This window comes from Streptomyces rishiriensis, from assembly GCF_030815485.1.
Lineage (GTDB): Bacteria > Actinomycetota > Actinomycetes > Streptomycetales > Streptomycetaceae > Streptomyces > Streptomyces rishiriensis_A.
Genome location: NZ_JAUSWV010000002.1, coordinates 1,097,691 through 1,115,633, shown reverse-complemented (window position 1 = coordinate 1,115,633; position 17,943 = coordinate 1,097,691). Strand labels below are relative to the sequence as shown.

Sequence of the window (17,943 nt, the reverse complement as noted above, 5' to 3'; positions counted from 1 at the left end):
CGGGGTGCTGGGACACGGCCGTCAGCCCTCCAGGACCGTGCGCAGGTCCCACAGGGTGCGCCAGGTGGCGGACCCCTGCTCGGCGCGGCGCCGGACGGGCCCGTCCCAGTAGCCGCGCAGCCGGGCCGCGTCGGCCGGGTCGTCCTTGCGGACGACGCCCAGCAGATGGCCCGGCAGCAGTCCGAGCACGTCACGGTCGCCCGGGAAGTACGCGGCCGCCAGCGCCAGCGCGCCCGCGACGGACACGGCCTCCGCGGTGCTCATCACCGTGGACGGCCGCTCCACCTCCCAGCCCTCCGCCGACCGGCCCTCCCGCAGATCACGGAAGGCGGTGACCAGCGCCTCCAGCACGGCGTCGTCGACCTGGAAAGGCGCACCGGCCCGCTCCACCGAGGCCCGTGCCTGGCTGCGCACCAGGGCGGTCTCCGCGTCCAGGTCCGGGATGGGCCCGACCGTCTCGAAGTTGAAGCGCCGCTTGAGGGCGGCGGACATCTCCGAGACGCCCCTGTCACGCAGGTTGGCTGTGGCGATGAGGTTGAAGCCGGGCGCGGCATGCGCCAACGCGTCCTCGGAGCCCGCAAGTTCGGGCACGGCGATGCGCCGTTCCGAAAGCAGCGAGACCAACGAGTCCTGCACCTCGGGCAGACAGCGCGTCACCTCCTCGACCCGGGCGATGGCGCCCCGCGACATGGCGGTGAGCACGGGCGAGGGCACCAGCGCCTGCCGGCTCGGCCCCTGCGCCAGCAACAGGGCGTAGTTCCAGCCGTACTTGAGCTGGTCCTCCGTCGTGCCCGCGGTGCCCTGCACGACCAGCCCGCTGGTGCCGCACACGGCCGTGGACAGCAGCTCGGACAGCATCGACTTGGCGGTACCGGGCTCGCCGACGAGCAGCAGCCCGCGCTCACCGGCGAGGGTGACCACGCACCGTTCCACCAGCGCCCGGTCGCCGACGAACTTGCTCTCCACCACCAGCCGTCGCGGCACCCCGTCCGGGGTCCCGGCGTGCTCGGGCAGCTTCAGCGCGCGGCCGCCGCTCCCCATGACGAAGGTGACGACGGCACGCGGGGTGAGCCGCCACGCGGGCGGGCGCGGCCCGTCGTCGTAGGCGGCCAGGAAGGCCAGCTCGCCGGCGTACCGCTCCTCGGGCGGGACGATCTGGCGAACCGGACCGGCGGAGCCGGAGCCGGGGGACAGGGCGGTGGTGGTCATCGGCGCGGGGTCTTCCAGGTGGGGCGGGAGGGTGGTCATCGGCGGCGGCCCTTGCGGGTGGCGCGCGTGGTGAGCTGCTCGTAGGCCGGTGCGTCGCCGGAGCGGACGCGTTCCCACGCGCGTGCGAAGAGTTCCGGCACCGGCACCAGCGGCACCACGCGCCCGTAGGCGCGGACCGGATAGAGGCCCTCCTTCCAGACCTCCACCGGCAGCGCGGGCGACGTCAGATCCAGCCAGCCGCACGGCAGGAACAGGGTGCGTCCGGCGCGCGCCCGCCTGGCCTCGACGACCAGCTCGCTCGCCGCGAGTTCGGTGCGGGCCTTCTTCATCCGGGCGGGCTTCCAGCCGGTCCAGCGCGCGCAGTTGCGGTCCGTCGGATCCGGGAGGGCCAGCAGCTGGAGGTAGAGCGCCGCCGCGTCCTCCCCGAGGCCGTGCCGCGCGGCGACCTCGGCGACCAGCGCGGGCACGCTGAAGGCCGGGTCCTGGGCGTGTCCGCAGGGTCCCTCCGGATCGCCCCCGGCCGCGACCGCGCGGGCCAGCTCGTCGTCCAGAAGGGTCCGCAGGGCCCGCATGCCCTCGCCCCGTCCCTGCCCGACCAACCCCTCGAGGAGCCCGAACACGGGGTGGTCGGGAGCGCCGAGCGCGCCGGGCCGGACGAGGACGGTCTCCTGGTCGCCGTACCAGGGGCGCAGCACCAGCGCCTCGCCCACCGGTGTCAGACCCTGGGCGTCGGCGCCCCCGGTGGCGGGCAGCCCGTACGCCTTGCGCAGTTCGACGGCGGACGAGGAGCCCTTCTCCGTCCAGGCGACGTCCAGGTCGAGCAGCAGTCCCCGGTCGGCGACGCGGCGGCGCACCGCGGCGAGGCTCTCCGGCAGGACGGCCCGCAGCGGGTGCCCGTACGGCAGGGAGTAGGCGAGTCCCGCCAGTGCGGTCACCGCACCCGTCAGGTGGTTCCGGCCGGGCAGCGCCGCCGGGTCCTCCGCGACCAGGTTGCCGTCCTTGTCCGGCCGCTGGACGGTGGTGCGGCTGATCCAGGAGGTCAGCCCCGGATTGAGGACGTCCTCCGCGGATCCGGTGGGCAGACCGGCGAGCGAGAGCTCCCCGGCGAGATCCTCGGGCAGCCGGACGACGTCGCCGAGCCGCTCCGTCCACACCCGGCCCGCAGCCTCCGTGTCCGGGCCGACGGTCCACAGGTCACCTGGATTCCCGGGCAGCAGAGCGCCGACCAGGGCCGCCCGGTCACCGCTGCCGACCGAGGACAGCAGTGCGTCGGCCAGCTCCTTCTGACGCGGCTTCAGGCCGGTCGCGGCGATCACCTCGGCGGTGAGCTGCTTCGGCTTGCCGGCCAGCAGCAGGGCCGCCTGCATGAGCCCCAGCCCGCCGTGGGACGCGGCGGAGAGGGCGGCGGGCGCCTCCGGCTGCCAGGGAGCCGGGCCCTTGTCCCGGACGAGCCCGGTGACGGCGCTGAGCGCGTCGGCGGGGAACACCGCCGGGTGCGCGGTCTCCCGCTCCAGAGTGAAGTGGGCGATCGCGCCGAAGACACCGTCCGGATCGTGGTCCAGGGCGAGCCAGTGCACCCGCTCCGCCTGCCGGTCCAGGTTCTGGCAGCCGAGGACGACGACGGTACGGCCGTTGCGGCGCAGCACCTGGCCGACGCGCTCCTGCTTCGCGTGCGGCTCGCTCAGCACGACCTCGCGCAGGGCGGCCCCGGGCGCGGCCAGCGGACCGTCCGCGACCGCCTCCAACAGCAGCAGCAGCGCCTCGCGGTGCGCCTCGGTCACCGTGGCGGAGGCGGCGCGGTACGCGAGCGGGCGCAGCATGTCGAGCACCGGCGTCCACACCAGTCCGATGCCCGGCAGCGTGAACTCGTCGCTGCGCCACCCGTCGGCCGCTCCGGTGGACCGCCAGGCCTCGGCCAACGGCTTGCCGTCGGCGGGCCTCCCGGACAGCACGTGGTTCACGGCACGGACCTGTCGCAGGGTGCTCCAGCGGACCTCGCTGCCCCACCAACCGTGCACCTCGGTGATCCCGGTGGTGGCCTCCCGCAGCGTCGCGTCGTCGCCGTACTCGGGCTTGAGGTCGGCGAACATGCCGTCGATCCGCCGGCGCTCCGCCTGCGACCGCTCGACCGGCGGCGCCACGAACGCGGCGGTCGAGTCCGCGAGCCGCAGCACCGCGCGCACCAGCGCGGCGACACCCGTCACGAGGCGTCCGTCGCCGAGCGAGGGCAGGGAGCGGGACACCACGTCCTTGACGACCTCGTCGGCGGACGGCACGACGGCGGCGCTCTCCGAGGTCCCGTCGACCACCTTGGCCGCCATCAGCTTCGCCTGCCGGCGGGCCAGCGCCTCGCCCGCCGTCTCGAGCATCCCGGCCGCCTGCTCGTCGGTCAGGGCACGCAGCACCGCCGACGCACGCTCGTCGCGCGGGCGAAGGGCGTGCCAGAAGCCGACCGGCGGCACGAACCGGGAGCCGGCGGCGAACTCGCCGCCGCGCTCCATCGGTGTCACCCGGCCCAGCTCCCCGGCGGCGGACGGGTCGGCGCCCGCGTAGAGGGCGATCTGCCGGTGCAGCGCGACGGCCACGGGCTCGGCCCCGCCCGGCAGCCGCAGCGCGCCGAGCAGGACGCCGGGCGCCCGCCCGCCGGACCACGGCAGGGTGACGGTCCGGCCGTCCGGGGTACCGGCGGCCGTACGGGCCTCGGCGCCCTCGCCCTCGGTGCGCACCCAGCGGCCGAGCACGGTGCCGTCCGTGCCGAACGGGCTCTGTTCCAGACCCGGTTGGAGCGGCAGCACCTCGCAGTGCTGCTGCAGCAGGGTCGCGTCCTCCCGGATGCCGGACCTCAGGAAGGCGGGCAGCGAGGCACGCCCGTGGGTGCCGGTGGCCGGGTCGTACTCGAGCCACACCTGCTGCCGGCCCTGCCTGCCCTGGCGCCAGAAGGAGGTGCCGTCGCCGAGGATGCGGCGGCTCGGCGGCACGACGGTGTCACCGGGGTGAAGCGTGCGCCCGCCGGTGGCGCGTCCGCCGCCCGGGACCGGTATCGACGGTTCGCCCGCGTCGTTGCCGCCGTACCAGTGCGGGAGCTGCTCACCGCCGACGGGGAAGACGTCGGCGGGCCGGGTCGACCAGTAGCCGAACTGCTTGCCGTCCTGCCGCCACACGACGAGCAGTTCACCGTCCGTGTAGCGGTAGTTCGGGCGCTGCCAGCGGTCCAGCGTCACGGGCAGCCGCAGCTCGTGCTCGAGCAGGATCTCCTCGGGGCCGACGACGATCACCTTGTGGGCGCGGGCGAGGATCAGCGCCGGCCAGGCCTCGCTGACGCCGAGCGTGTCGTCGTTGTCGCGCCTGGTCTCGGCGTCGAGCCGGCGCAGCGCCTCGTCCAGCGCGGGCCAGCCGAGCTCGTCCAGCAGGCCGGCCCGCAGCGTGTTCCCGAGCAGCGGCGCGGCCGCGTGCCCGGCGACCGCTGCGACGGCCGCCGGGCTGACCCGGGCGGCCACCGTACGGAAGGGGCGGAGCCGTTCCAGCGCCGCCCGCGCGGCGGGCAGACCGACCGCCCCGGTCAGCTCCCCGGCCGCGTCGTCCAGCCACTCGCGCAGCACCCCGCTGAGCACGGGGTGGGCGGCCAGCTTCTCCAGTACCGTCGGCGCGAGGCGGCCGCTCAGGGTGCCGATGTCGGCGTACAGCAGGCGGCGCAGGCGCGGGTCCGCCGCGGTCGCGCGCAGATCACGCCGGCCCGGCACGGACTCGCCCAACCAGCGGTCGATGGCGAGGTACACCACATGGCCGGGTCCGGGCAGCGTCAGCGGCACACCGTGGGCCGCGCACAGGTCGAGCAGGTCGAGATCGGCGCCGGCGTGCCAGCGGCCCGAGCACAGATCGACGGGACGGCCCAGATCACGCAGCCGGGGCGCCATCCGCTCCACCAGCGCGAGGGTGGCAGGCGAACGGCCGCTGACGTTGCCGCCGTGTTTGCGGTGCAGGGCCCACCGGCCGAGCCAGTCCGCCGGGTCCACGTCGGCCGCCTGCTCACCGGTGAGGAGCAGATCGGCCCCGCACTCCACGAGCAGCGCCAGCCAGAAGTCGTCGTCCTCGGCCGAGCGGCCCAGGCCGGCCGGCATGATCTCCAGCAGCCGCTCGCGCACCTGCGGCCGCTGCTCGGCGAGGACCACGAGCGTTCCCCGGTAGGCGTTCCAGAAGGACGCGGGGGCCCGGACCGCGGCGGGCGACGAGAGCAGGTCGGCGACCAGGCCGCACTCCTCGGAGACCCGGTCGAGGCCGGCGGCCTTGATCAGCCCGCGCGCGTCCTGCGGCAGCGACGCGTAGGGCGGCATCCCGGCCGCGCAGCGCTCCACGGTCAACTGCCGGAACTGCGCCCAGGCCTCGGCCGCGTCGAGCCGCGCCGCGAGTGCCCTGACGTGCTCCTTGAGCGCCTTGACGGTGAGTGCCCCGGCGAACGCGAACTCCAGGAACACGGCCCGCTGCCGCTCCTCGTCCACCTTCAGCGCGTGCACCCGCTCGGCCTCCCGGGCCTTGCCGAAGAAGGCGGAGGCGTACGTCGTGTTCTCGTGCTGGAGGAAGACGCGGGCCGCCTGCTCGTAGAAGGTGGGCAGGAAGTGCGGAACGGCCCGGCCGAGCCGGGTGCCGAGCGCCTCGAAGCCGTCCTTGGCGTTGCCGGGACGGGACTTGGCCTGCCGCGCGAGCCGCTCGACGTCCTTGACCAGCGCCAGCGCGTGGTGGCCGTTCGCCGGGTCGTTGACCAACGCCCAGGCGGGGAAGCCGAGCGTCTCCCGGCGCACCTGACCGACCTCGGCGGTCTCCGGTTCCCGGAGCAGGCCGAGGAAGTCCAGCGCCAGGTCCTCGGCCTCGCCCAGGGTGCCCGGCACGAGCCGCACGATCTGCCGGTCGTCCAGCGCGGGGTGGGTGTACCTGCGGGCGGTGAGCGTGTCGGCGTCCTCGCGGACGGTGCTGCCCCGGGGCAGTACGGCGCCCGCGTCGAGCAGCGCGCCCGCGGTGGTCTCGTCGTAGGTCGTCATGCCGCCCGCTCCTCGTCCTCGATGTCCCGCCCGGCGTAGAGCGCGGCCGCCATGCGCATGCCCTCGGACCAGGCCACCGGCCCGACCTGACCGAGCTTCAGCACCCGGCCGGCGGAGTCGGTGAACACCAGGGGCCCGGTCTCCGCCTCCTCGTAGCCCTCGTAGTCGCCGACCCACACCCTGGCCTCGACGGTGCGGTTCTCCTCGAGGACGGAGGTGACGGCGTGACCGCCGCGTACGCGGTAGCCGAGCTGGGTGACCCGGCCGTGCAGGAACCGCTGCTCCTTGAAGGCGCCGCCCGCGTACTCCTCGACCGCGGTGCTCTCCGCGTCGAGCGTCGCGGGACGCCGCCACACCTCCCGGAACAGCTGCTGGGCGCGCTGCTCGACGCCGAGTTCGACGGCGAACTCCCGCAGTTCCTCCAGGTCGTCGAGGAGCACGGGGTGCGGGAGGCGGACCAGGTCGGGCGTGATGCGGACGGTGTCGCCGTCGAGGTCGACCAGACCGAGTCCGCGCGCGGGGTCGGCGTCCCGCAGGAAGCCGGCCACCTCGCCGTCGGCCCCGGTGACCACGAGGTCGCGCAGCGCGGCCTGCCAGGCGGGGTCCGGCCACACCTCGGCGACGACGGCGAACGGCACCGGCAGTGAGCGCACCATCCACCGCTCCACGTCGGCCAGACACTGGCGTTCGTGCCGTTCCAGCCACTCGGTGAGCTGACGCAGGCCCACCACCGCCGGTTCGTCGGCGATCTTGGGCGGCACGGACTTCAACCGCCGCCCGGCCGCGTTGCGGCACACCACCTTGCCGTCATCGAGGGCGACTTCGTAGTCGCCGGCCGACACCCACCCCATGTGTGCCTCCCGCACCCGCAGTGATCAAGTGACGGGAACTGTAGATCAGGCCACTGACAACGGGATTCGGAAGGCGGCGGGGCGGGCGGCACCACAGGGTCCGCCCGCCCGGGACCCGGGACCGACCCGGGTCAGCGCCCTACCGGCGGGCCCTGTCCGGGACTCACTCGCCCCGGCCGGCCCAGGGGCGTCAGCCCTCGACCCAGCCGTGGTTCTTCGCGAACTGCGCCAGGCCGGCCCGCACCTGGACGATCTGCTCACCCGTGAGCGAGGGCGCCGCCACCAGCAGCGACTCGGTGACGTCCCGCGTGAACTCCTCGGTGCTCAGCACATCGCACAGGACGTCGTCGTCGGCGGCCAGCGGCTTGCCGTCCGCACCCCGCGCGAGCCGTACGTCGGACGCTTTCGGACCGCGCTCGCCGTCCTCGATCTCGAACTCCACCACGATGCCCCGGCGCACCTGCGACTCGGGCATCAGCATGTCGTTGACATGCAGGAAGACATCCTCACCACCGTCGTCGGGGGCGATGAAACCGTAGCCCCGCTGACTGTCGAAACGCACCACACGACCAGCAACCATCCCAACCCCCAGCAACCTCGAAAACACCCACGTCGGTGAACCTGCATAGATCGTAGTCAAAGCGGCGCGCGCCGAGCGACTCCGGGATTCACGGCAGGCGTTACGGCGTGGAGAGCGGCTCGATCACGGCTGTCGCGGGGTGCGGGCCGTGGGTCCCCTCCGTGGCGGGGCGCGTGTCGGGGCGGCCACGGGTCGGGGGTGGTGGTGCCGGTGCGCCGGTCGACCGAAGGGTGCGTCCGCCGAGGTGGGCCGGTCGTACCGAGCGGCGCCGGGCCAGGGGATCGTCGGCGGCCCGGTTCCCTCGCGTTCCCCGCGCCGGCCGCCGCGCGCCACCGGGTCGGCGCCTGCCGCGCGCCGACAGCGGCAGGCGGCGCGGGCGCCTTGACGCGCCCAGGCCTCGCCGACCGGTCGGCGATCGCCGCCGTCGTCCGCGTCGGCGCGCTCAGCGTGCCGGCGTCGCGCCGGTGACTGCGCCGCCGACCCGGGTCAGGACTCGGCTCGCTCCGCGTTGCGCTTCTTGATGCGGACGGTCTCCTTGCGGACCTCGGCCTGCGTGGCGCGCTCCTTCTGCAGCCACTCGGGGTCGGCGTCCTTGAGGGCCTCGATCTGCTCGGTGGTGAGCGCCTCGGTCACCCCGCCGCGCGCCAGGCCCGCGATGGAGACACCCAGCTTGGCCGCGACCACCGGACGGGGGTGCGGGCCGCTCTCGCGCAGCGCGAGCAGCCACTCGGGCGGGTTCGCCTGGAGCTCGTTCAGCTCGGCGCGCGAGACGACGCCCTCCTGGAACTCGGCGGGCGTGGCGGGGAGGTGCACACCCAGCTTCTTCGCCGCGGTGGCGGGCTTCATCGTCTGGGTGCTCTGCTGCGACTTCATACGGTCCAGGGTATCGGCCGCGGCGGAGACCTCCGACCACAGCCGGTAACCTGGCGGGATGACCGACTCGGCGGACTCCTCCTCGTTCCGGCTCGCGTACGTCCCCGGAGTGACGCCCGCCAAGTGGGTGCGGATCTGGGCCGAGCGCCTGCCCGACACAGCCCTCACGCTCCTCCAGGTGACCCCGGCGGAGGCCTCCGACGTCTTGCGCGACGGCGCCGCGGACGCCGCGTTCGTGCGCCTTCCCGTCGACCGTACGGTGTTCAGCGCGATCCCTCTGTACACGGAGACCACGGTCGTCGTCGTCCCCAGGGACCACCTGATCACCGCGGCCGAGGAGGTCACGGTGGCCGACCTCGCCGACGAGGTGGTCCTCCACCCGCTCGACGACGTGCTCGGCTGGGAGAAGCCGCCCGGCGAGGCCGCCTTCGAGCGCCCGGCGACCACCGAGGACGCGGTCGAACTGGTCGCGGCGAACATCGGCGTGCTGGTCGTGCCCCAGTCCCTGGCCCGCCTCCACCACCGCAAGGATCTCACCTACCGGACGGTCGTCGACGCTCCGCAGTCGGACATCGCCCTCGCCTGGCCCGAGGACGCGACCACCGAGCTGGTCGAGGACTTCATCGGCATCGTCCGCGGCCGCACCGTGAACAGCACGCGGGGCCGCGCCCCGCAGACCGCGGCGCCGGAGCGCAAGGGCGAGCGTCGGAAGCCGCAGGCGGCAGGCGGTGCGGGCAAGGGCGCCGCCGGGGGTGCCCGCGGCCGCAGCGGTGGTGCCAAGGGCGGTGCCGCGAAGGGCGGCGGCGGCCGGCGCGGTACCGGTGGCGGCAAGCCCCGCCGCCGGTCGTAGCGGCCTCCCACGTCTCCCCGCACCTCCAGGGCACGCAGGGCCCACCGAACAGTCGGCCTCCCCGCCCGGGCCCTCCCGCCGCCGGGCGCGACCGCGCCGGGAGTGGAGAGGCCGGCGATGGCTCGGAAGACCCGGAGCGGCCGGTTCACGTCCGTCGTGCCGCGGGCGTGGTCCGGCATCGGCCGCCGCTCGGCGGCGCAGCCACCGGCGCCGAGGGCGACGTCCTCGAAACCGAACGGCCGGAGCGACCAGACCGCCGAGGGCGGGAACGCTGCCGTCGACGCCCCCGCCGCGGTCGTGCCGGAGACAGCGGGGCGGTTCAGGAGCGCCAACGCTCCTGAACCGACGGAAAGTCGCGAAGCCGGGCGCTACTTCGAGGCCGCTCGCCCGATCGACTCCACCAGCGGCAGCAGCCGGTGCGGCACGCGCTCGCGCAGAGCGACCTCGGTGCGGGTGCGGACCACGCCGGGCAGGCTGATCAGCTTCTGGATCACGTCCTCCAGATGCGCGTTGTCGCGCGCCACGACCCGGGTGATGAGGTCGCCGCCGCCGGTGATCGAGAACGCCTCCACGATCTCCGGGACGGCGGCCAGCGCGTCGCCCACGTCGTCGAGGTGCCCCTGGGTGACCTCGATGTGCACGAACGCGAGCACCGGGTGCCCCAGTGCGCCGGGGGAGAGCGACGGCGCCGTGCCGGTGATCACGCCGTCCCGCTCCAGCCGGTCGAGGCGGGCCTGGAGGGTGCCGCGCGCGACACCGAGGAGCCGGGCGTACTCCCGCACGCTCGTACGCGGCTGCTCGAGCAGCAGGCGCAGGATGCGGGTGTCCAGCTCGTCCACGGCCATCCGGCGGACCTCCTCGCGCGTTCGTGATCAGGGCCGACTGTACCAATGGCCCAGCACGGCCGAGCTGCTCCGAGCCACTGGCAGTGCAGGCCGGGTGACCGGAGCCGTCGAGAGCAGTGTGCCGTTGGCAAGCTGATGGCGAAGGAAGTCCCGTCCCTGCTGGGCCATTGGATCAGTCGAACCGGTCCCTGTTGAACCAAGAGCCCCACGGATGCTCCAATGGCGGAGTCGATGGCGCTGCGGACCCCCGCGGCGCCTTTCTCATGTCGCGGTACGCCCGCGGCGCATCAGGGCGGGGAAGGGCGGGGCAGCTTGCTGAGGAGGGCTTTCGTGGCACCGGATCCCGGACGGGTGCGACTGCGGTTCGCCTCCCGGGCCGTGCTCGGCATCGGGCTCGCCGTCGCGCTGTGCGGGTCGGCCGGGCATTCGCTGGTGGCGGCCATCACCGGTGGCCTGGCCGCGCTGCTGGCGCTGTTCACGGTGACGGACCCGACGGCGCGGGGTCAGGCCGTGACCACCGCCCTGCTCCCGGTCGTCGGGCTGCCGGTGCTGGCTCTCGCGGCCGTCCTGCACGATGTGCCCGTCGCCCGGGACGCCGCCTTCCTCGCGGTGGTCGGCACCGGCGTGTACGCACGGCGCTGGGGACCGCGCGGGCACGCGCTCGGAGTGTTCGCGTTCATGACCTTCTTCGCCGCCCAGTTCCTGCACACCGTTCCCGGCCAGCTGCCCGAGCTGTCCGCGGCCGTCCTGCTGTCCATCGCCGCGTCGTCCGCTGTGCGGTTCGGGTTGTGGCCCTACGAACGCCGACTGGCGCCACCGGCGGCCGTCGCCCCGCCGAGCGGCGGGACGGGGCTCGCGCGGATCACCACACGGCAGGCGGCACAGGCGACCGTGGGCGCCGGGATCGCCCTCGTCGTCGGGCAGGCGATGTCGGACCAGCGGTGGTACTGGGCCGTGGGCGCCACCTGGTGGGTGTTCGTGAACACCACCTCGCGCGGCGAGACCCTCGTGCGCGGCTTCCGACGGTTCCTCGGGACCGTCCTCGGGATCGTGCTGGGTCTGGCCGTGGCCCTACCCCTGCACGGGCAGCCCGTGGCGACCGCCGTGGTGGTCGCGGTGGGCGTCTTCGGCATCTTCTACACGGCCGCCGTGTCGTACACCTGGATGATGCTCGCCGTCACCGTCATGGCGAGCGCGCTGTACGGGCTGCTCGGCCTGCTCGACCCGGCGCTGCTCGCCCTGCGGGTGACCGAGACGGCCGTCGGGGCCCTGGGGGCCGCGCTGGCGGTACTGCTGGTGCTCCCGGTGACCACGCACTCCGTCACCGACGCCTGGGTCGAACGCGCGCTGCGGTGTGTGCACCTCTGCACCGCCGAGGCCGCCGCCCGGCTCGCGGGTTCCACTGCGGCGGACCCGGCCCGCCGGGTGGCCGAACTGGAGCAGATCCTCGCCCGGGTCCGGCTGTCCCTGGCGCCGCTGGTGCACCCGCTCAGCCCGCTGCGGGCGCGCAAGGGCCGGGCCCGGCACGTGCTGGAGCTGCTCGACGACTGCGCCCGTGAGGCGCGCGGGCTGGCCTCGGTCGCCGCGGACCCCGAGGCTTCGCACGACGCCCGCCTCGTCGCCGCCTGCTGGCGGGTGGAGACCGCGGTCGAGGCGCTCACCACGTCACCGGCCGACGGAGGACCCCGCCCCGCCCGGCCCGATGCCGTACCGCTCGGTGCGGCGGCCGAGCCGGTGCTGGTCCACCTCCACGCCCTGGAGCGGGCTCTGCTCGAACTCGCGGTGCCCTTGCGCGGCGCGGCCCGCTCCGAGGCCGGCGCCTGAGCGGGCGCGTCTCTGCCGGAGTGGCGGTCCGCCGGCCGACCGGGTGTCCGTCGGTCGCACCGACCGGCGGACGGCCCCACCCCGCCGACGGACGTGCCTCGCCTGGCCGAGCCCGTCGCCGTACGCCGGGTGCGGCGGCCGAGCCGGTGCGCGTCCACCTCGCGGCCCGCTTCGAGGTGGGCGCCTGAGCGGGCGCGTCTCTACCGGAGTGGCGGTCCGCCGGCCGACCGGGTGTCCGCCGGTCGCACCGACCGGCGGACGGCCCCACTCCGCCGACGGACGTGCCTCGCCTGGCCGAGCCCGTCGCCGTACGCCGGGTGCGGCGGCCGAGCCGGTGCGGGTCCACCTCGCGGCCCGCTCCGAGGACGGCGCCTGAGCCGGCGCGGGCTGGCGATGGAGGCGGCCCGCCGGCCGGGTGCTGTCGTCCTGCCGGGTGAGCGCGCCTGGTCTAGACCGCTGGTGATCGACTGCTACCGTCACCCCGAGCAGCAGCGTCAGCAGCGGCAGCGGCGACCCTGGAGGGACAGCGGTGGCAGACCTCGGCGGAAGGCGACGGCGGGCGTTCATCGGCTCGTTCACGGCGGCTGGAGGGCCTGGGATCGTGGCCGCCACCGTGGACCCGGTCAGCGGGGCGCTGACCGTCCTGGGCAGCGTGAACGGCGTACCCGACCCCTCGTATCTGGCCCTGTCGGCCACCGGCGGCACGCTGTACGCGGTCAGCGAGACGGCGGACGGCGCGGTGGCCGCGTACCGGGTGACGGGCGACGTGCCGGAGCAGACGGGACCGCCCGTGCCGGTCGGCGGCAGCGGTCCCACGCACCTCAGCGTGTTCGACGGACACGTCCTCACCGCCAACTACGGCTCCGGCAGCGTCACCGCCGTCCCGGTTCGCGCCGACGGCACCCTCGCCCGGGTCGCCTCCGGCGTCCTGCGGCACACCGGCTCGGGTCCGCACACGCGACGCCAGCAGGGCCCGCACGCCCACCAGGTGCAGCCCGACCCGAGCGGGCGCTGGGCGGTGAGCGTGGACCTCGGGACGGATTCCGTGCGGGTGTGCGCCCTGCGCGACGGCAGCCCCGTCCTGCACCGGGAGCACGCGCTGCGCCCCGGCTCCGGGCCGCGCCACCTGGCCTTCCATCCGGGCGGCGGCCACGCCTACGTGGTCAACGAACTCACCCCGACGGTCACCGTCTGCCGCTGGGACGCCTCGGAGGGCTCGCTGAAGCCGCTGTCCGAGGCCGCCGTACTGCCCGGCGCCCCGGCCGGGGACGCCTACCCCTCGGGCCTCGTCGTTTCGCCCGACGGCCGGTTCGTCTGGACCGCCACCCGGGGCGAGGACGTGCTCTCCGTGTTCGCCGTGGAGGGCGCGGGGGAGACGCTGCGGCTGATCGGCACCGTGCCCTGCGCCGGAATCTGGCCGCGGGCCGTCGCCGAGTCCGGCGGTTTCCTCTACGTCGCGAACGAACGCTCGGGCGACGTCACCTGGTTCTCCCTCGATCCGGCGACCGGCCTGCCCCGGCGCGGCGGCTCGGTCGCGGTCCCCGCCGCCTCCTGCGTAGTCCTCGACCGACCCGCACTGCCGTAACGCGCCGCCGACCGCCGCGCCCCGGCCCGGGCGACGACGCGAAGGGCCCGCTCCACACCCGGAGCGGGCCCCTCGTTCGTACGGCGTCCTTGCGGCAGGCTCAGCGGACCGGCGCGCCCTGGGGCTGCGGCGGGGCGATGCCGAGCGCGGTCGTGTACTTGGCCAGCGCGAGCTTGCCGATGGCCGGGTACGGGCCGAGCGCCTCGGCGGCGGCGCAACCGGCTTCCCTGGCCGCCTCCTCGATCAGCGTGGCGTCGATCTCCGGACCGATCAGGTAGGGCGCCAGCGCCAGCTGCTGGGAGCCGGAGGAACGCAGCTGCTCGGCGACCGAGGCGATGGAACCCTCCTGGTCGAGAGCCGCCGCCATCACCGGCACGGCGAGGCGCGCGGCGAGCAGCATGCCGGTGATACCGGCGGCCTGCACGGCCTCCTCGCCGCCCACGGAGGCGAGGATGATGCCGTCCGCGGCCGTGGCCACGGTGAACAGCCGGGCGCGGTCGGCGCGGGCCAGACCGGCCTCCGACAGCCGCACGTGCAGGGCCTCGGCGAGCAGCGGGTGCGGGCCGAGCACGTCGGTCAGCTCGGCCGCGATCCGGCTCTCCATGACGGCCTGGCGGACCTGGCGCAGCAGCGCGCCGTCGGGCCCGGCCAGCAGCGGCACGACGACGCCGACCGGGCCGTCGGGCTCCTTGACGTCCAGACCGGCGGCACGGGCCTGCTCGAAGCGGGCGGTGCGTTCGTCGGCGGCATGCGCGAGAACGGACTGGAGGGTGGGGAAACCGGCGTCGTCCCCGTCCAGGTAACCGATGCGTGCGTCGAGGCCGGGCAGCTCGGAGCGGGCGATGCTCACGATCTCCTCGGCGAGGCCGCGGGTGGCGGCGCTCGGCGGACCAGGCACCGCGAGGACGAACGCGGGCGCGCCCTCGGGAGCCGCCAGCGGCTCAGGTCGGCGGTGCCGCCCGGGCTGGCGAGGCCGCGGCATTCGTACTGGGAGGCCGGACGCGGGCCCAGTGGGGGAGCTCATGGCGACGCATGTTACTGGCTTCCTGGGCTCCCCTGTTCGGGGAGGGTGCACGTGAGCGGTATCCGTCCGGTTTTGTCTGATGAGTTACGTACGGATCGGAAGTGATCAGCGTGTTTTTTCGGGCGACCGGCCCACGAAGGGGCTAATCCCCCTTTCGGGGCAGGCCGTACGTTCCTGCGCACGTCGTGTCAGACCGGGTTCACCACGCTCTCCACCGAGAACAGACTCCCCTCGCCCGGCAGCACGAGCGTTCCTGTCGCCAGTCCGACGGCGATGCGCACGGCGCCGTCCAGCGGATCGCCCTCGGCGGGTACCCGCAGGGCATGCGGCAGCCGGCGCGCGAGTTCCCCCTCCAGGGGCACGAGGAGGGGGTCGCCCAGCCCGAACAGGCCGCCGGTGAGGGCGATCCGGGGCTCTCCGCCGGTCGGGCAGACGGCGGCGGCCGACTCGGCCATGTGCCGGGCCGCGTCACGCAGCACGCCGGCGGCGACCGGGTCGTCCTGGGCGCAGGCGGCAACCTGCGGTGCGAAGGAGGCGAGGACGGCCGGGCGGTCCGGCCGCGGGTACAGCAGCCCGGGCAGCCCGGTCATCGGCCCGAACCGCTCCTCGGCCCGGGCCAGCAGCGCAGCCGACCCGCCGGGACGCCCGTCGTGGGCGCGCAGGGCGGCTTCCAGACCGGCCCGCCCGATCCACGCGCCGCTGCCGCAGTCGCCCAGCAGATGGCCCCAGCCGTCCGCCCGCTGCCAGGCCGTCAGATCCGTGCCGATGGCGATCAGGCCCGTGCCCGCCGCCACCACGGCGCCCGGCCGCGGTCCGAGCGCGCCGACGTACGCGGTGACGGCGTCGGCGGCGAGCGCGGTCGTACGGACGCCGAGCTCCCGCGCCAGGGTGCCCGGGAGCTCGGCGCGCAACGCGTCGCCCAAGGTGCCGAGTCCTGCCGCGCCCACCACCGCCGTGGCGGGCCGGAGGACGCCGGTCTCGGCCTCCAACGCCCTGACCAACGGCATCAGTTGGGCCATCAGGTGGTCGGGGTCGATGCCTCGCGGGCCGGTGCGCACGGGCACCTGGGACGAGCGCCGGGCGAGGGCGCCCCGCTCGGCGGTTCCCAGGACGACCCGGAGACCGGAACCGCCCGAGTCCACGGCGAGGATGCCGCCGCCGGAGCCGGCCGCGGTGCGGGTCCCGGCCCCGCCCCGCGGACCGGCGCCGGCGGTCACGGCAGGCGCCAGTCCACGGGTTGACCCCCCTGGCGGACCAGCAGGTCGTTCGCCCTGCTGAACGGCCGCGAGCCGAAGAACCCGCGGTCGGCCGACATGGGGGAGGGGTGCGCGGACTCCACCGAGGGCAGGTCCCCGAGCAGCGGACGCAGGTTGCGGGCGTCCCGGCCCCACAGGATGGACACCAGGGGCTTGCCGCGCGCCGCCAGCGCCCGTATCGCCTGCTCGGTGACCTCCTCCCAGCCCTTCCCGCGATGCGCGGCGGGCTTGCGCGGGGCCGTGGTGAGCGCCCTGTTGAGCAGCAGCACGCCCTGCCGCGTCCACGGGGTCAGGTCGCCGCTGGAGGGCTGGGACAGGCCCAGGTCGGTGGTCAGCTCCCGGTATATGTTGATCAGGCTGCCGGGCAGCGGGCGGACCTCAGGAGCGACCGAGAACGACAGGCCCACCGCGTGCCCGGGCGTCGGATACGGGTCCTGTCCGACGATCAGGACGCGGACGTCGTCGAAGGGTTGCTGGAAGGCCCGCAGGACGTTCTGTCCGGCAGGGAGGTAGGTGCGTCCCGCGGCGATCTCCGCGCGCAGGAAGTCGCCCATCTCGGCGATCTTCCCGGCGACGGGTCCAAGGGCCTCGGCCCAGCCCGGTTCGACGATCTCATGCAAGGGTCGTGGTGCCACGGCGTCACCCTACTGCCGTACGCAGGGCGCTGATCAACCGGTGGCCGGGGCCGGACGGCCGGCCCGCGCGTGCGGGCCGGCTCATCCCACCACCGCGGCCCGTACGCACAGCACGTCCGGCAGGTGCGAGGCCAACTGCCGCCAGCTGTCCCCGTCGTCGGCGGAGGCGAACACCTCGCCGTTGCGGTTGCCGAAGTACACGCCCGCCGGGTCGCCGTCGTCCGTGCACAGCGCGTCGCGCAGCACCGTGCCGTAGTGGTCCTCCTGCGGCAGGCCCGCGGTGAGCGGCTCCCAGCTGCGGCCCGCGTCCGAGGTACGGAAGACCCGGCACCGGCGGTCGGCGGGCACCCGGTCCGAGTCGGCGTTGATCGGGAACACGTAGGCCGTGTCCCCGCGCGTCGGGTGCGCCGCGACGGCGAAACCGAAGGTGGAGGGCAGACCCGCGCCGATGTCGGTCCACTGCCCGCCCTTGTCGTCGCTCCGGTAGACCCCCCAGTGGTTCTGGAGGTAGAGGCGGTCCGGGTTCGCCGCGTCCCGCGCCACCTTGTGCACGCACTGGCCGAACTCCGGGTTCGGATCCGGCAGGAAGACCGCGGAGACACCGGAGTTGGCCGGCGTCCAGCTCGCGCCGCCGTCGCTCGTGCGGAAGACCCCGGCCGTCGACACGGCCACCGTCACCGACCGCGGGTCGCGGCTGTCGGTGAGGACCGTGTGCAGGCCCTCCCCGCCACCGCCCGGCACCCACTTCGAACGGGTGGGATGCTCCCACAGCGGGCGGACCAGCTCGAAGCTCTCGCCGCGGTCGCGCGAGCGGTACAACGCGGCCGGTTCCGTGCCCGCGTACACCACGTCCGGCTCGGCGGCCGCCGGGTGCAGTTGCCACACGCGCTCCAGCGACGCGTCCGTGTCCTGCGGGAACCTGACGGCGGGCGCCGCCGGTTCGGTCCAGGTCCGGCCGAGGTCGTCGGAGTGGAAGACCGACGGGCCCCAGTGGGCGCTGTCGCCGCCGGCCAGCAGCCGGGGGCGGTCGCCGCGGGTGTCGATGGCGACCGAGTAGATCGCCTGTGCGTTGAAGCAGGGGGATTCGTCGAACTCCCATGAGCCACCGCGCCGACGCCCGATGAACAGGCCTTTGCGCGTGCCCACGGCGAGCAGTGTCTCGGTCATGCCGACCACCTCCGCGGTGTCCTTGACGTCTTTGTCCCAGACAACGGCCAGTCTGCACCCCGCCACTGACAGTCACCCCTGGAAAGGCCGTCGCCGCAGGTCACAGCGGCGACGGCGGGTCGGCGGCGCATGACGTCGGCCGCCTTTCGCCGGGAAGCTGCGCGGGTGCCGGGCCCGTGGGACCGTCGAGACGAGGGATTCGGCCTGAGCA

Annotated in this window: 13 protein-coding genes and 1 pseudogene; 3 read left to right on the top strand and 11 right to left on the bottom strand. The window is 74.9% G+C overall.

The genetic code is table 11. The annotated features are described in order from the left end of the window. Positions 1 to 21: 21 nt before the first annotated feature. The 6 genes and pseudogenes from QF030_RS07395 to QF030_RS07370 form a co-directional block, all read right to left on the bottom strand. Entirely contained in the window at positions 22 to 1,209 is a 1,188-nt protein-coding gene (locus QF030_RS07395) for an ATP-binding protein (protein WP_307167498.1), read from the bottom strand. A 35-nt stretch (positions 1,210 to 1,244) separates the two neighbouring features. Beyond that, positions 1,245 to 6,242, bottom strand: coding sequence for a hypothetical protein (locus tag QF030_RS07390; protein ID WP_307161850.1), 4,998 nt, complete (start codon positions 6,240 to 6,242; stop codon positions 1,245 to 1,247). Further along, positions 6,239 to 7,093, bottom strand: a complete 855-nt coding sequence (locus QF030_RS07385) for a DUF4132 domain-containing protein (protein WP_307161849.1) — start codon at positions 7,091 to 7,093, stop codon at positions 6,239 to 6,241. The genes QF030_RS07390 and QF030_RS07385 overlap by 4 nt, the downstream gene beginning before the upstream one ends. A 190-nt stretch (positions 7,094 to 7,283) precedes the next feature. Then, complete coding sequence (locus QF030_RS07380) at positions 7,284 to 7,673, bottom strand: cold-shock protein (RefSeq protein WP_307161848.1); 390 nt, start codon at positions 7,671 to 7,673, stop codon at positions 7,284 to 7,286. Between the two features lie 148 nt (positions 7,674 to 7,821). Next, positions 7,822 to 7,965, bottom strand: a pseudogene (locus QF030_RS07375) (LysR family transcriptional regulator); the annotation flags it as partial. A gap of 194 nt (positions 7,966 to 8,159) precedes the next feature. Then, on the bottom strand, positions 8,160 to 8,546 hold the full coding sequence (locus QF030_RS07370; RefSeq protein WP_307161846.1) for a DUF5997 family protein: 387 nt from the start codon (positions 8,544 to 8,546) through the stop codon (positions 8,160 to 8,162). A 58-nt stretch (positions 8,547 to 8,604) separates the two neighbouring features. On the opposite strand from QF030_RS07370, the gene QF030_RS07365 reads away from it, so the two are divergent. Further along, positions 8,605 to 9,396: a LysR family substrate-binding domain-containing protein gene (locus QF030_RS07365; RefSeq protein ID WP_307161845.1), complete on the top strand. Its 792-nt coding sequence runs from the start codon at positions 8,605 to 8,607 to the stop codon at positions 9,394 to 9,396. A 368-nt stretch (positions 9,397 to 9,764) separates the two neighbouring features. Here the strand turns inward: QF030_RS07365 and QF030_RS07360 are convergent, their stop codons facing one another. Further along, positions 9,765 to 10,241, bottom strand: coding sequence for an Lrp/AsnC family transcriptional regulator (locus QF030_RS07360; protein ID WP_307161844.1), 477 nt, complete (start codon positions 10,239 to 10,241; stop codon positions 9,765 to 9,767). A 312-nt stretch (positions 10,242 to 10,553) separates the two neighbouring features. On the opposite strand from QF030_RS07360, the gene QF030_RS07355 reads away from it, so the two are divergent. Together QF030_RS07355 and QF030_RS07350 are read left to right on the top strand one after the other, a co-directional pair. Beyond that, on the top strand, positions 10,554 to 12,065 hold the full coding sequence (locus QF030_RS07355; RefSeq protein WP_307161843.1) for an FUSC family protein: 1,512 nt from the start codon (positions 10,554 to 10,556) through the stop codon (positions 12,063 to 12,065). Positions 12,066 to 12,594: 529 nt separating this feature from the next. After that, positions 12,595 to 13,650, top strand: a complete 1,056-nt coding sequence (locus QF030_RS07350) for a lactonase family protein (RefSeq protein ID WP_307161842.1) — start codon at positions 12,595 to 12,597, stop codon at positions 13,648 to 13,650. Positions 13,651 to 13,750: 100 nt separating this feature from the next. On the opposite strand, the gene QF030_RS07345 is transcribed toward QF030_RS07350, so the two are convergent. The 4 genes from QF030_RS07345 to QF030_RS07330 form a co-directional block, all read right to left on the bottom strand. After that, a complete protein-coding gene (locus tag QF030_RS07345; protein ID WP_307161841.1) occupies positions 13,751 to 14,674 on the bottom strand; it encodes a sirohydrochlorin chelatase in 924 nt (307 codons plus the stop codon). Positions 14,675 to 14,862: 188 nt separating this feature from the next. Further along, positions 14,863 to 15,891 (bottom strand): N-acetylglucosamine kinase, encoded by a 1,029-nt coding sequence (locus QF030_RS07340; RefSeq protein ID WP_373428744.1) that lies wholly within the window; start codon positions 15,889 to 15,891, stop codon positions 14,863 to 14,865. Further along, positions 15,888 to 16,565 carry a uracil-DNA glycosylase gene (locus QF030_RS07335; RefSeq protein WP_307161840.1) on the bottom strand — a complete coding sequence of 226 codons (678 nt, stop codon included), beginning with the start codon at positions 16,563 to 16,565 and terminating at the stop codon, positions 15,888 to 15,890. The genes QF030_RS07340 and QF030_RS07335 overlap by 4 nt, the downstream gene beginning before the upstream one ends. An 81-nt stretch (positions 16,566 to 16,646) precedes the next feature. Next, positions 16,647 to 17,798, bottom strand: coding sequence for a WD40/YVTN/BNR-like repeat-containing protein (locus QF030_RS07330; RefSeq protein WP_307161839.1), 1,152 nt, complete (start codon positions 17,796 to 17,798; stop codon positions 16,647 to 16,649). Positions 17,799 to 17,943: the final 145 nt, after the last annotated feature.